The sequence below is a fragment of the Rhodovarius crocodyli genome (assembly GCF_004005855.1).
GTDB lineage: Bacteria > Pseudomonadota > Alphaproteobacteria > Acetobacterales > Acetobacteraceae > Rhodovarius > Rhodovarius crocodyli.
The window spans coordinates 25050-39341 of the sequence record NZ_SACL01000004.1; the positions used below are offsets into that span (position 1 = coordinate 25050).

13 protein-coding genes are annotated in these 14292 nt (G+C 68.8%); 6 read left to right on the top strand and 7 right to left on the bottom strand.

Annotated elements, in window-relative coordinates; genetic code table 11:
- Positions 1-33 precede the first annotated feature (33 nt).
- Entirely contained in the window at positions 34-1359 is a 1326-nt protein-coding gene (locus EOD42_RS12175) for an LLM class flavin-dependent oxidoreductase (RefSeq protein ID WP_127787825.1), read from the top strand.
- Here the strand turns inward: EOD42_RS12175 and EOD42_RS12180 are convergent.
- The 7 genes from EOD42_RS12180 to EOD42_RS12210 form a co-directional block, all read right to left on the bottom strand.
- Positions 1356-2132, bottom strand: coding sequence for a GNAT family N-acetyltransferase (locus tag EOD42_RS12180; protein WP_127787826.1), 777 nt, complete (start codon positions 2130-2132; stop codon positions 1356-1358). The genes EOD42_RS12175 and EOD42_RS12180 overlap by 4 nt on opposite strands.
- Positions 2129-2959: a 3-deoxy-8-phosphooctulonate synthase gene (kdsA, locus tag EOD42_RS12185; protein WP_127787827.1), complete on the bottom strand. Its 831-nt coding sequence runs from the start codon at positions 2957-2959 to the stop codon at positions 2129-2131. Before kdsA ends, EOD42_RS12180 begins: the two co-directional genes overlap by 4 nt.
- Positions 2959-4590, bottom strand: coding sequence for a CTP synthase (locus EOD42_RS12190; protein WP_127787828.1), 1632 nt, complete (start codon positions 4588-4590; stop codon positions 2959-2961). Before EOD42_RS12190 ends, kdsA begins: the two co-directional genes overlap by 1 nt.
- Positions 4591-4964: 374 nt before the next feature.
- Positions 4965-6455 carry a tripartite tricarboxylate transporter permease gene (locus EOD42_RS12195; RefSeq protein ID WP_206020338.1) on the bottom strand — a complete coding sequence of 497 codons (1491 nt, stop codon included), beginning with the start codon at positions 6453-6455 and terminating at the stop codon, positions 4965-4967.
- Positions 6452-6880, bottom strand: a complete 429-nt coding sequence (locus EOD42_RS12200) for a tripartite tricarboxylate transporter TctB family protein (RefSeq protein ID WP_127787829.1) — start codon at positions 6878-6880, stop codon at positions 6452-6454. The genes EOD42_RS12195 and EOD42_RS12200 overlap by 4 nt, the downstream gene beginning before the upstream one ends.
- Entirely contained in the window at positions 6877-7866 is a 990-nt protein-coding gene (locus tag EOD42_RS12205; protein ID WP_127787830.1) for a Bug family tripartite tricarboxylate transporter substrate binding protein, read from the bottom strand. Before EOD42_RS12205 ends, EOD42_RS12200 begins: the two co-directional genes overlap by 4 nt.
- Before the next feature lie 254 nt (positions 7867-8120).
- The gene (locus EOD42_RS12210; protein ID WP_127787831.1) at positions 8121-9443 is read right to left on the bottom strand and encodes an NAD(P)/FAD-dependent oxidoreductase; all 1323 of its coding nucleotides are present in this window, start codon (positions 9441-9443) and stop codon (positions 8121-8123) included.
- A gap of 138 nt (positions 9444-9581) precedes the next feature.
- Between EOD42_RS12210 and EOD42_RS12215 the strand changes: the two genes are divergently transcribed.
- From EOD42_RS12215 to EOD42_RS12235, 5 genes are read left to right on the top strand one after another with little or no spacing between them, the layout of a single operon-like run.
- On the top strand, positions 9582-10685 hold the full coding sequence (locus tag EOD42_RS12215; protein ID WP_164867909.1) for an extracellular solute-binding protein: 1104 nt from the start codon (positions 9582-9584) through the stop codon (positions 10683-10685).
- The gene (locus EOD42_RS12220; RefSeq protein ID WP_240655143.1) at positions 10682-11620 is read left to right on the top strand and encodes a 2-hydroxyacid dehydrogenase; all 939 of its coding nucleotides are present in this window, start codon (positions 10682-10684) and stop codon (positions 11618-11620) included. Before EOD42_RS12215 ends, EOD42_RS12220 begins: the two co-directional genes overlap by 4 nt.
- A gap of 2 nt (positions 11621-11622) precedes the next feature.
- Entirely contained in the window at positions 11623-12387 is a 765-nt protein-coding gene (locus tag EOD42_RS12225; RefSeq protein ID WP_127787833.1) for a class II aldolase/adducin family protein, read from the top strand.
- Entirely contained in the window at positions 12384-13466 is a 1083-nt protein-coding gene (locus tag EOD42_RS12230; RefSeq protein ID WP_127787834.1) for an ABC transporter ATP-binding protein, read from the top strand. The genes EOD42_RS12225 and EOD42_RS12230 overlap by 4 nt, the downstream gene beginning before the upstream one ends.
- Entirely contained in the window at positions 13453-14289 is an 837-nt protein-coding gene (locus EOD42_RS12235; RefSeq protein WP_127787835.1) for an ABC transporter permease, read from the top strand. Before EOD42_RS12230 ends, EOD42_RS12235 begins: the two co-directional genes overlap by 14 nt.
- Positions 14290-14292 lie beyond the last annotated feature (3 nt).

Consider the following 14292-nt stretch of genomic DNA (forward strand, 5'->3'; position numbering starts at 1 on the left):
TTCCGCATCAGTGTTCCCGTGATCCGATAGGCCATGCCCATCGAATCCCCCCGCCGCATCAGCCTCGGCGTCTCCATGGCCGGCCTCGGCTACCATCCCGCCGCCTGGCGCCACCCCGAGACGCCCGCCGGCGGCAACATGTCGCTCGACCACTACATCCATATGGCCCGCACGGCGGAGCGCGGGCTGTTCGACATGCTGTTCCTGGCGGATGGCGTGGGCATCCGCAATTACGACGAACCCAAGGGCGCGCAGCAGCGTTCCGCCGGGAATGTGCATTTCGAGCCGCTGACGCTGCTCTCGGCGCTGGCCATGGTCACGCGGCATGTGGGCCTCGTCGCCACCGCCTCGACCACCTGGAACGAGCCCTATCACGTCGCCCGCAAATTCGCCTCGCTGGACCATATCAGTGGGGGCAGGGCGGGGTGGAATGTCGTCACCTCCCACACCGACATGGAGGCGCAGAACTTCGGCGCCGCCACCCTGCCGCCGAAGGACCGCCGCTACTCCCGCGCCGAGGAGTTCGTGGAGGTGGTACGGGGCCTGTGGGACAGCTGGGACGACGACGCCTTCCTGCGCGACCAGGCAAGCGGTCAGAACTACTTCCCCGAGCGTCGCCATGTGCTGGACCATGAGGGCGAGCATTTCCGCGTGCGCGGCCCGTTGAACGTGGCCCGCCCCCCGCAGGGTCACCCGGTAATCGTGCAGGCCGGGGCCTCCGACAGGGGGCGGGATCTGGCGGCCGCGACAGCCGATGTGATCTACGTCGCCGCACCGACCCTGCCGGAAGCGCAGGAGTTCTATGCCGATGTGAAGGGGCGCATGGCCGCCCATGGCCGCGCGCCGGAGGCCCTGCGCATCATGCCCGGCCTGCTGGCCATCGTGGGCGAGACCGAGGCCGAGGCGCGCGCGAAATACGAGCGCCTGCAATCTCTGGTCGACCCCGTGGTGGGGCTGGCGCAGCTGGCCTTCTCGATGGGCGACCTCAGCGCCTATGACGTGGACGGGCCGGTGCCGCTGCTGCCTGAATGGCGGCAGAGCCGGGGGCAGCTGATGTATGAGATGGCCCAGCGTGAGGGGCTGACCATCCGCGGCCTGTTCCTGGCCATCGCGGCCGGCAACGGCCATGCCCAGGCCATCGGCACGCCGGCGCAGATCGCGGACCAGATGCAGGAGTGGTTCGAGGCAGGCGGCGCCGACGGCTTCAACCTGCTGCCCGCCCACAGCCCCGGCGGGCTGGAGGATTTCGTGAACCTCGTGGTGCCCGAATTGCAGCGGCGCGGCCTGTACCGCACGGAATATGAGGGCGAGACCCTGCGCGACCGGCTGGGCCTGCCGCGCCCGGCCAGCCGGTACTAGCCGAAGGCCTGGCTGGCCAGGGCGAACACGCCGCGCCGGGGCAGGGCGCGGCCCAGCCGCATGGCCTGGGGCTCGCTGGTCATGGGCAGGCCAAGGCCCGTCAGCCAGGCCGACAGTGCGTCATCGGCCAGGATGTCGAGCCGCGTATAGGCGCCGGGCCGCAGCAGCGCCGCGATCAGTGCCTGTGCTCCGGCCAGGTCGGGGGCGATGACCGGGCCGATCACCTCGCCCTTGCCGAAGGGGCGGCGCAGGGCATAGCCGCTGCCATCCGCCAGCATCACGGCCTGGCTGACCGGCCACAGCGCCCGCAGCACCGGCGCGCGGCCGGCGCCGTGGGCAGCCATGTCCAGGGCCAAGGCACTGTCTAGATCGCCCGGGCAAGTAGCGGCCAACGGGGCCGTTTCCAGCGCCACGCCCTGATGCTGCCGCTGCCTGTGTGAGGGCTCAAAGCCCAGGCTACGATAAAGGGGCTCGCCCGCGCGGGTGGAAACCAGTGATACCGAGCACCCGGCCAAGGGCTCCAGCACCGCCTGCATCAGCCGCCGGCCGATGCCCTGGCCTTGCCGCGCCGGGTCGACCATCACCAGCCCGATGCTGGCGGCCGCCTCACCCATGCGCCAGAACAGCGCGCAGGCCGACAGGTCACCCAGCGCCAGCCCCTCGCCGCAGCCGGCCATCAGGGACCAGTCCTCCAGCCGATGCGGCCAGCCGACGGATTGTGAGAGGGCATGCGCGGCGGGGATGTCCCCCGCCGTGAAGGGGCGGAAATTCACCCCTTGGACAGCGCGTCGAACGCCTTCAGCCGCGCGATCAGCGCCGGCATTTCCCGCAGCGGGATCATGTTGGGGCCATCGGAGGGCGCGTGGTCCGGGTCCTCATGGCATTCGATGAACACCGCCGCCACGCCCACGGCGACCGCCGCGCGCGCCAGAACGGGGGCGAATTCGCGCTGCCCGCCGCTGCTGCCGCCCTGCCCACCCGGCTGCTGCACCGAGTGCGTCGCGTCATAGACCACCGGATAGCCGGTGCCCGCCATGATCGGCAGGGAACGCATGTCGCTGACCAGCGTGTTGTAGCCGAAGCTGGCCCCGCGCTCGCACAGCAGGATGCGCTCATTGCCGGTGCTGGCGATCTTGGCCGCCACGTTCACCATGTCCCAGGGTGCCAGGAACTGGCCCTTCTTCACGTTGATCGCGGCACCGGTTTCGCCGGCCGCCAGCAGCAGGTCGGTCTGGCGCGACAGGAAGGCCGGGATCTGCAGCACGTCCACCGCCTCGGCGGCGGGGGCGCATTGCTCGGCCGTGTGCACGTCGGTCAGCGTGGGCAGGCCGGTGCGCTCGCGCACTTCGGCCAGGATCGACAGCCCCTCCGCCATGCCGATGCCGCGCTGCGCCTTCACGCTGGTGCGGTTCGCCTTGTCGAAGGAGGACTTGTAGATCATCGGCACGCCCGCCGCCTTCGCCATGGCGGCGATGGCGTCGGCGGTCTCCAGCGCATGGGCGCGGCTTTCGATCTGGCAGGGGCCGCAGATGAAGGCCAGCGGCAGCCCGTTGCCGATCGTGATCGGCCCGACCTTCACATCGATCTTCCCTGGGGGCATCAGACCAGCCTCGCCTTCTTCACCGCCGCACCCACGAAGCCCGCGAAGAGCGGATGCGGGTCGAAGGGCTTGGACTTCAGCTCGGGGTGATACTGCACGCCGATGAACCACGGATGGTCGGGGATTTCCACGATCTCCGGCAGCTCGCCATCGGGCGACATGCCGGAGAAGCGAAGGCCCACTTCCTCCAGCCGGTCGCGATAGGCGACATTCACCTCATAGCGGTGGCGATGGCGCTCCATGATGGTGGAGGCACCGTAGACCTGGCGCACCAGGGACCCCTCGGCCAGCACGGCCGGGTACTGGCCCACGCGCATGGTGCCGCCCAGGTCGCCGTCGGCGCCGCGCTTTTCCTGCTCGTTGCCGCGCACCCACTCGGTCATCAGGCCGACCACGGGTTCGGCGCAGGGGCCGAACTCGGTGGAGGAGGCGCCCGCGATGCCCAGCTGGTTCCGCGCGCTTTCGATCACGGCCATCTGCATGCCGAAGCAGATGCCCAGGAAAGGCATCTTGCGCTCACGGGCGAAGCGGACGGCCTCGATCTTGCCCTCGGTGCCGCGCTCGCCGAAGCCGCCGGGCACCAGGATGCCGTGCACGCCCTCCAGCCGCTGCAGCGCCGCGCTGTCATTCTCGAAGATCGAGCTGTCCACCCAGTCGAGCTTGACGCGGGTGTTGTGCGCGATGCCGCCGTGGACCAGCGCCTCGTTCAGAGACTTATAGGCATCCAGCAGGCCGGTGTACTTGCCCACCACGGCGATCGTCACCTCGCCCTCGGGGGCGGTGATGCGCTCGACGATGCGGCGCCAGCCGGACAGGTCGGGCTCGCCATAGATGGACAGGTTGAAGTGCCGCAGCACCTCACGGTCCATCCCTTCCTTGTGATAGGCGAGCGGGACCTCATAGATCGAACGCGCGTCCAGCGCCGGGATCACGTTCTCGGGCCGCACGTTGCAGAACAGCGCGATCTTGCGGCGCTCATTCTCCGGGATCGGGCGGTCGCAGCGGCACAGCAGCATCTGCGGCTGGATGCCGACACCCAGCAGCTCCTTCACGGAATGCTGCGTGGGCTTGGTCTTCAGCTCGCCGGCCGACGGGATCCAGGGCACCAGCGTCAGGTGCGTGAACATGCTGCGGGTCGGGCCAAGCTCATTCGCCAGCTGGCGGATGGCTTCGAGGAAAGGCAGGCTCTCGATGTCGCCCACCGTGCCGCCGACCTCGACCAGCACGAAATCATAGGGCTCGGTGCCGGCCGTGATGGCTTCCTTGATGGCATCCGTGATGTGCGGAATGACCTGGACGGTGGCACCCAGGTAGTCGCCACGGCGCTCCTTGGCGATCACCTCGGAATAGAGGCGCCCCGTGGTCCAGTTGTCGGCCTTCTGGGCATGCTCGCCGGTGAAGCGCTCATAGTGGCCGAGATCGAGGTCGGTTTCCGCCCCGTCATCGGTCACGAAGACCTCGCCATGCTGATACGGGCTCATGGTGCCCGGATCGACGTTGAGATAAGGGTCCAGCTTGCGCAGGCGGACGCGATAGCCGCGCGCCTGCAAGAGGGCCCCGAGGGAAGCCGCCGCGATGCCCTTGCCAAGCGAAGAGACCACGCCGCCGGTGATGAATACGAACCGCGCCATGGGCCTTCCTTCTAGCGATGAGGGCGGGTGACAGGAACCCCCCTCGTTCGCCTTGCAGCCATGCGGGGTGGATAAGTGCGAATCGGTTGACCCAGAGGTGGGGGAAGGGTGATCAAGGTCGCCCGGCCAGGGGCCTTGCCCCTGGACCCGAGCAAGGGGCTCTGCCCCTTGCAACCCCGCCAGGACCGTAGCGGCCCTGGACCCCGGGCATTTGGCGCCAAATCCTGATGACGTTGAAATTTATAATAGAAATGGCGCCTGACCTACGAAGGTGAGCGCCAAACTATTATCAGGTCCAGGAGATATTATCTCCTGGCGGGGGAGTTCGAGGGGGCAGAGCCCCCTCGATGGGCGCCGCGGGCAACGCGCCCGGTTCAGGCCCGCCCCTTCCGGAACGCCAGGAACAGCGGCCACAGCAGCGCGCCCACCGTCAGCACCCACAGCCCGATCGACACCGGGCTTTCCACCAGCGCGCTGACCGCGCCGTCGGAGAGCGCCAGCGCGCGCCGCAGATTGTCCTCCAGCATGCGCCCCAGCACGAAGCCGAGAACGATGGGCACCAGCGGGATGTCCATCTTGCGGAACAGCCAGCCTAGCACGCCGAACACCACCGACATGATCAGGTCGAAGGCGGAGTTGGAGGCCGCGTAGACGCCCGCGAAGGACAGCGCCAGCACGCCCGGATACAGCACGCTGGCCGGCACGCTCAGCAGGCGGGCGAACACGCCCACCAGCGGCAGGTTCAGCGCCAGCAGCAGCACGTTGCCCACATACATCGAGGCGATCAGGCCCCAGGCCACCTCGGGCTTCTGCTCGAACAGCAGGGGCCCCGGGGTGATGTTGTACATCAGCAGCGCGCCCAGCAGCACGGCCGTGGTGCCGGAACCCGGGATGCCCAGGCTGAGCATCGGCACCAGGTTGCCGATCTGCGCCGCATTGTCGGCGGTCTCGGGGGCCGCCACGCCGCGCATGTCGCCCTGGCCGAATTTGCCGTTGCCCTCGTTGATGCGCTTCTCGGCCGTGTAGGAGAGCGCCGAGGCGACCGAGGCACCCGCGCCCGGCAGCACGCCGATGACGAAGCCGATGCCGGTCGCGCGCATCATGGCGGGCAGGCAGAACACCAGCTCCTTCGCCGTCAGGCGCTGCCCGCCGCCGATCTTGGCGGCTTCCGCGCGCATGGTGGTCTCCACCAGCAGCAGGATCTCGCCGATGGCGAACAGGCCGATGGCCAGCACGGTAAAGTCGATGCCGCCCAGCATCTCCAGACTGCCGAAGGTGAAGCGTTCCACCCCCGTGCCGCTGTCCACGCCGATCAGCGCCAGCATGATGCCGAAGCAGCCGGCCCCCCAGGCCTTGGGCGCGGAAACGCCACCCACGGCACCCAGCAGCGACAGCGCGAAGGCGATCAGCGCCACGTAGTCGGCCGGCGAGAAGGCGACCGCGATCTTGGCCAGCGGCACCGACATGAAGGTCATGGCCACGACCGACAGCGTCGCGCCCACGAAGCTGCCGATGCCCGAAATGGCCAGCGCCGCGCCGCCGCGGCCCTGCTTGGCCAGCGGGTGGCCGTCCAGCGTGGTCAGCACGGCCGATGGCTCGCCCGGCATGTTCAGCAGAATGGCCGTGATGCGCCCGCCATAGCCCGAGCCGTAATAGACGGCGGCAAGCAGGATCAGCGCGCTTTCGGGCGGCAGGCGCAGTGCCAGGCAGAAGGGCAGCAGAAGTGCTATGGCATTCAGCGGGCCGATGCCCGGCAGCACGCCGATGGCGGTGCCGACGATGCAGCCCACCAGCGCCAGCATGATGTTGAAGGGCGTGAGCGCGACCGCGAAGCCGCCGCCCAGCGCCGAAAGCGTCTCCATCATAGCGGGAGAATCCCCTTGGGCAGCGGCAGATCAAGGATCTTGTCGAACAGCACCCACAGCGTCACGGCGGTGATGACGGCCACCGCCGCCGCGAACAGGATGCGGGCGCCGAACAGCAGCGCGATGGCCAGCGCCAGCAGCGCGGTGGCCGGCATGAAGCCCAGCGGCTCCATCAGCAGCGCATAGGCCAGCATGGCCACCACCATCAGCGGCGGGGCGAACTTGCGCTCGATGGGCTCGAACCGATGGGTGGGGTTGATGACCAGAAGGCCGCCGCACACCATCAGGATCAGCGCGACGGTCACCGGAAAGGGCGTGGGCCCCAGCGGGTCGGCGGCGAAGGGCACCACCAGGTTCCATGCCGACCACGCCGCGACGGCGCCGACCAGCACGAAACCCAGGCCGAGGAGGCGGTCGGCGATCATTGCGCCGGCACGATCCCGACATCGCGGGCGAGCTGGCGGTATTCCGCCGTGCGCGCCTTGGCGAAGGCGGAGAACTCCTCGCCCACCATGTTGAACTCGAAAAGGCCCTGGGCATTGCGCTGCTCGGCCCAGTTGGGGTGGGCCTGCAGGCGGCGGATGGCGTCCACCCACCAGGTGTAGGCGGCGTCGGGCATCTGCGGCGGGCCGTAGAAGCCGCGCACGATGGGCCATTCAATGTTCACGCCCTGCTCCTTGGCCGTCGGCACATCGGCCAGCACGCCGGGCAGGCGGTTGGGCGACAGCACGGCCAGGATCTTGATCTCGCGCGCCTCATACTGGCCGCGGATCTCGGACGCATCGCCGGGGAAGACCTGGATATGGCCGCCCAGCAGGGCCGCCATGGCGGCACCGCCGCCCTCGAAGGGAACGTAGCGCATGCGGCGCGGGTCCTGGCCGGCGGCGCGCGCCACCAGCGCGACCTTGGTCCAGTCCTGGCTGCCGACCGCGCCCGAGGAACCCACGGGAATGCCCGCGACGTTCTGGCGGAAGCCGTTCATCAGGTCCTGCAGGTTGTTGAACGGGCTGTCGCGCTTCACGCAGATCACGCCGTAATCGGCGCCGATCGCGCCGATCCAGCGCACGTCGTTCTCACCGAAGCGCCCGAAGCGGCCCTGGGCCATGTTGAGCCAGGAGCCGGTGGAGAACGCCACGATCACGTTCGGGTCCGAACGGCGCTGCGCGTTGATGTTGTTGATGGCCACCGCGCCGATGCCGCCGGGCATGTTCTGGGTGCGGATGGGCACGGGGGAGATGCCCGTTTCCTGCAGCACGCGCGTGGTCAGGCGGCAGGTGATGTCGAAGCCGCCGCCCGGCGCCGCGGGCGCGATGCATTCCGGATTCTGCGGCGTGAAGCCCTGGGCGGACACCAGCCCGGGTGCCGAGAAGGGCAGGGCAGTGGCGGCTGCGATGACGCTACGGCGTTGCATGCGGGTGCTCCCCAACGAATGGCGGCCGGCGCGCCGTTTGCGCGCCAGCTCATGCGCACTCGTTGCAGCAATCCGCATGTGCAAGCAAGACAGGATGTTGCGCAGAGGGCGGGGCACGCATGCGCAATGTTGCATTGCAGCAAATGTGGGCGCCCGATGCTGCGTCGCGCGGAATTCGGGCGCGCGCCGCTGTGTCAGCGCTTGCACGGCGCATGCCCGGGGCAGGGCAGCCATGTCGGCCCCGCATGCTCGATTCAGGCCGCGATACGTTCCACGGCATCAAGCATGCGATACCAGTTGCCGATGAAGGGCAGCACCAGGTTGGGATTGCCGCGATAGAGCGGGCGCGTCGGGAAATCGATGTCGTCCAGCGCGAAGGGTGCATTGGCGGCCCCCGCGATCTTCAGCCCCACCTGATGGCCGATCCAGCTCGCCATCGCGACACCATTGCCCTGGCAGCCGCCGGCGTAGAACACGCCCTCATGCTCACCGATATGGCGCAGCCCGTCGAAGGTGAAGGAGACATTGCCGGTCCAGGCATGGGTGATCTTCACGCCGGCCAATTCGGGAAAGACGTTCGTCATCATCCGATAGAGGCCGGGCGCTGCCTCCTCCGGCTTCATGGGAGAGAAGCTGACACGGCCGCCGTAAAGGACGCGCCTGCCGTCGGGCGACGGACGGAAATAGCTCAGCACCCGTCGGGTATCGCCGATCATCCGCTTCCTGGGGAACAGGCGCTCGATCAGTTCGGGGTCCAGCTCCTCGGTCGCGATGAGGAAGCTGGCGAGCGGCACCATGCGGCGCGCGAACCAGGGGTTGGGCGTCTTGCCCTCGGGCGAGAGGCTGTAGCCGTTGGTGGCGGTCAGGATCTTCGCCGCGCGCATCTCGCCCCGGCTGGTTGTCAGGCGCCAGCCGCTGCCCTCGGGCTTCCAGCCGTTCACCCGCACCCGGTCCACCAGCCGCGCGCCGGCGCGTTCGGCCGCCGCGGCCAGGCCGCGCGCGTATTTGGCGGGGTGCATGCTGCCGCTCGCCTCGGCGATCATGCCGCCATGGTAATAGTCGCTGCCCAGCGCCTCGCGCTGCTGCGCGCGGGGCACCATGCGGGTGGGCATGCCCGTGATACGCGCAAGCGTCGCGGCACCCGCTTCCTGGCCTTGATAGTGCTTGGGCGTCCAGGCGGCGGTGAAGCGGCCGCAGCGCACATAATCGGCATCGATGCCTTCCCGCGTCAGCAGTTCCTCGATGAAGGGGAAGCTCGCGTTGCAGGCGGCGGCGATCTCCTCCGCCTTCCGCTCGCCGAAGGCCGCGCGGGCCTCGGCCAGGGACAGCTTCATGCCGCCCGACACCATGCCGCCGGAACGCGAGGAAGCGCCCCAGCCGATGCGCTCGGCATCCAGCACCGTCACCTCATGACCGAGCCGCGCCAGGGTGAGGGCCGCATTGAGCCCCGCATAGCCGCCGCCCACCACGGCCACCTGCGTCTCGGCAGGCAGGTCGGCCGGCCGCTCGACGGGCTCGGCGGCCTCCCACCAGTAGGGGGTGGTCTTGAAGCCGGGCGCGAGGATGTCGTTGCGCATGACGGGATGCCTCGCCGAGAAATTTCTGTGCGGGGAAGCATTTCCGCGCCGATGCGTTTCGTGCAACCCTCCCTTGCGGTGTGGCGTGGTTCTTGCATGCGCCAAGCCACCGCTCGTGGGGAGCATGGGAGAGGTTTCATGTTGCAGAGTTTCCAGCAGGATTGCATCGCGCTGCTGCGCGAGAAGCTGGCCAAGGGTCAGATAGACCGCCGCCAGCTGATGGCGGGCCTGGCCGCGCTGGGTGTCGCCCCGGCCGCAGGTGCCCAAGCACAAGGCACCCGTGACATCGTGATGGTCAATTGGGGCGGCCTGGCCAACCAGGGCTTCGGCCAGTTCTACGGCGATCCGTTCTCCGCCGCGAACCCCGGCTATCGCGTCGTGCAGGACAGCACCGGCCCGTCGGTCGGCCGCATCCGCTCGATGGTCGAGAGCCGCCGCGTGACCTGGGACGTCTGCGACAGCTCGGCCACCGGCGCCGTGCTGCTGGGCGGGCTCGGGATGGCCGAGAAGATCGACTACTCCGTGGTGAAGCGCGAGGACGCGATCGGCCCGACCTTCACGATGGAATACGGCGTGGCGCCGTACTCCTTCTCCTCGGTGCTGGTCTATGACAGCTCCAAGTTCCCGACCGCGCCGACCAGCTGGGCCGATTTCTGGGACCTGCGGAAGTTCCCCGGCAAGCGCCTGCTGCGCCGCGACGCGACCTGCGTGCTCGAAGCCGCCTCCATGTCGCTCGGCAAGCCGCTGAACGCGGTCTACCCGATCGACACCCGCGGCGCGCTGTCGCAGGTCGAGAAGATCCGCCGCGACTGCGTGTACTGGAACGGCGGCGCCGAGAGCGAGCAGTTCATCCGCACCGGTGAGGCGGTGATGGGCCAGATCTGGCACACCCGCGCCTCCGTCCTGCAGCGTGAGAGCAACGGCCGGTTCAAGTTCATCTGGAACCAGGGCATCCTGCAGCCGGGCATCCAGGTGGTGCCGAAGGGCAACCCGGCGGGGGCCGCCGTGCAGCGCTTCCTGGCCAGCATGATGGCCAATGCCGACGGCCAGGTCGGCCTGCTGGGCCTGCTGGGCAACGGCCCGACCAACCCCAACGCCGCGTCCCGCGTGCCGGCCGAGCTGAAGCAGTTCAACCCGACCGACCCGGCGAATGCCGCGCTGCAGGTGCCGCTGGACGGCAACTGGTGGGGTGCCAACTACCAGCGCGTGAACCAGGACTTCCTGGACACCGTGACGGGTTGAGCACGCTCGTCATCAAGTCGGGCGGGGAGAAGGGTTTCGCGGAGTGGCAGCGCCACTTCGCGGAGCTGGCCCCGGGCCTGGCGACGTATTACTGGGCGGATCCGAGTTTCGATCGCGCCCAGGCGGATTATGCCCTGGTGTGGGAACCCGAGCCTGGCGCGCTGGCCGCCATGCCGAACCTGCGCTGTATCTTCAGTTCCGGTGCCGGCGTGGACCATGTCGTCCATGACCCGGCCTTTCCGAAGCACATCCCGCTGTACCGGATGACCCCCGGCGCCGCCGCGCAGCGCATGGGTGAGTTCGTGTGCTGGGCCGTGCTGCACCTGCTGCGCGACGGACCGCGCATCGAGGCGCAGTCCCGCGAGAAGAAGTGGGAGGAGTTCGAACGGCCCTCGGCCTCCGAGATGCGCGTGGGCGTGATGGGCCTGGGCGCGCTCGGCGCGCGCGCGGCGGAGATGCTGGTGGCGCTCGGCTTCCAGGTCGCCGGCTGGTCGCGCTCGGCCAAGGACATCGCGGGCGTCGAGAGCTTCTCCGGCGAGGAGGGCTTCGCCCCCTTCCTGGCGCGCACCGACATCCTGGTCTGCCTGCTGCCCAGCACGCCGGCCACGCGGCACATCCTGTCGGCACCGCTGTTCGCGCAGCTGCCCCGCGGCGCCATGCTGGTGAACGTCGCGCGCGGCGCGCACCAGAAGATGGAGGACGTGATCGCCGCGCTCGACGACGGCACGCTGTCCTATGCCCTGATCGACGTGTTCGAGAAGGAACCCCTGCCGCAGGACAGCCCGGCCTGGACGCATCCGCGCCTGGTGGTGACGCCCCATGTGGCCAGCACCCCCAACAAGCGCGAGCGCGCGACGCACGTGCTGCATCTGATCCAGGAAATCGAGGCCGGGCGCGAACCGCCCAGCCGCTTCAACCCAGAGACTGGTTACTGACCATGCTGCCCCCTCCCGTCAAACCCGATCCGAACCGCGTGCAGACCGAACAGGAACTGCGTGAGGATCTGGCCGCCGCCTATCGGCTGGTGGCCCATTTCGGCATGACCGACCTTGTCTATACCCACCTGTCGGTGCGTCTGCCGGGAGAGGGGCACCGTTTCCTGGTGAACCCCTATGGCATGCTGTTCGACGAGATCACCGCGAGCTCTCTCGTGGTGGTCGATGCGGATGGCGAGGCGATGCAGGAGACGAGCTGGCCGGTGAACCCGGCCGGCTTCGTCATCCATTCCGCGCTGCATCGCGGCCGTGCCGATGCCGCCTGCGTGATGCACACCCACACCCTGGCCGGCATGACCGTCGCCGCCCAGGAAGGCGAGCTGCTGGTGCTGAACCAGATGACCATGGAGCTGGTCGGCAAGGTCGCCTACCACGACTATGAAGGTGTCGCCGACACCGACAACATGTCCGAGCGCGAGCGCTTCGTGCACGACATGGGCGACAAGCCCTGCATGATCCTGCGCCATCACGGGCTGATGACCGCGGGCCGCACCGTCGCCGAGGCCTTCTACTGGCTGTACTACCTGGAGATGAGCTGCCGGATCCAGGTCTCGGCGCAATCCACCGGTGCCAAGCTCGATATCCCGCCCGCCCAGGTCCTGGCCCGCACCGCCGCCCAGTTCACGGACAGCCCGACCAAGGGCTGGCTGCCCTGGCAGGCGCTGCGCCGCATGCTCGACCGCACCCAGCCGGATTACAAGCTATGACCCTCGAACTGCATGGCCTCGCGAAAAGCTACGGCAGCTTCGTCGCGGTGGAGGGCGCCGACCTCATGGTCGGGCGCGGCACCTTCCTGACGCTGCTCGGCCCCTCGGGTTCGGGCAAGACCACGATCCTCAGCATGATCGCGGGCTTCACCGAGCCGACATCGGGCCAGATCTTCCTCGATGGCAAGGACATCACCAGCGAACCGCCCGAGAAGCGGCAGTTCGGCATGGTGTTCCAGGGCTATGCGCTGTTCCCGCACATGAGCGTGGCGGAGAACGTCGCCTTCCCGCTGCGCGTGCGCGGCATGTCCAAGGCCGAGCGCGAGGAGAAGGTGCGCGGCGCGCTCGATCTGGTGCAGCTCTCCCGCTTCGCGGACCGGCTGCCCAAGCAGCTGTCGGGCGGCCAGCAGCAGCGCGTGGCCCTCGCCCGCGCCCTGGTGTTCGAACCCGCGCTGCTGCTGTTGGATGAGCCGCTCTCGGCCCTCGACAAGAAGCTGCGCGCCGAGCTGCAGGAGGAGCTGCGTGCCCTGCATCGCCGCATCGGGCGCACCTTCATCAACGTCACGCATGACCAGGAGGAAGCGATGTCCCTCTCGGACAGCGTGGCGATCCTGAACCATGGGCGGATCATCCAGCTCGGCGCGCCCGAGGCGCTGTACGAGCAGCCGCGCACCCGCTTCGTGGCGGACTTCCTGGGCAAGTCCAACTTCCTGCCGGGCACGGTGCGCGAACTCGGCCAGGGCACGCTGGGCGTGCAGGTCGGCGCCCTGCGCATCAGGCAGGAGCCGGGGGCGGCCAAGGTCTCGCTGGGCGCCCCGGTGCTGCTCTCCCTCCGGCCCGAGAAGATCCGGGTGCTGGGCGATGCCGACACCGCCGACAACGTGCTGGAGGCGCGCGTCACCTCCTGGTCCTATCTGGGCGCCGGCTTCTCCATCATCGCGGAGACGGCGGTGGGCCCGCTGCGCCTGGCCATGCCCGCCTGGCACGCGCCCTTCCACCCGGCCGAGGGGGCTGCGATCCGCCTCGGCTGGTCGGCCGAGGCCGCGACCATCGTGGAGGACGACGATGCAGGCGCGTAACGCCGGCTGGTGGGCGTTGCTGATGCCCGCCTTCCTGCTGCTGACGGTGTTCTACATCGCGCCGATCCTGCAGGTGCTGTCGATCTCCTTCACCGAGCCCGAGCTGGGTTTCGGCAATTACGAGCGCATCCTGACCAACCGCTCCGTGCAGCGCACGCTGTCCACCACGGGGCGGATCGCGGGCATCACCACGGTGCTGGCGCTCGTGCTGGGCTATGCCATCGCCTATTCGGTCACGATGGCCAGCGAGCGCGCGCGCCGCTGGTGGATCCTGTGCGTGCTGGTGCCGCTCTGGATCTCGGTGCTCGTGCGGGCCTTCGCCTGGGTCACGCTGCTGCGCCGCCAGGGCCTGATCAACGAGGCGCTGATCGGCATGGGCACGATCCAGGAACCGCTGGAGCTGGTCTGGAACGAGTTCGGCATCATCGTCGGCATGGTGCACTACATGGTGCCCTATGCGGTGCTGCCCATGCTCTCGGCCATGCGTGACATCGACCCGCGGCTGATGACGGCCGCGCGCGGCATGGGCGCCTCGCGTTGGACGGTGTTCTCGCGCGTGTTCTTTCCGCTGTCGCTGCCGGGTGTGCTGGCGGCCGCCGTGCTCACCTTCATCCTGTCGCTCGGCTTCTATGTCACGCCCGCCATCCTGGGCGGCGGCAAGACGCTGATGGTCGCGGAATGGATCAGCGTGCAGATCCTCGATCTCATCCGCTGGGGCTTCGGCACCATGATGGCCACCGTGCTGATCGTGACCATCCTGGTCACGCTCGGCGTCTTCTCGCGCATCGTGAACATGCGCCGGCTGTTCGGCGGGGGGCACTGAGCC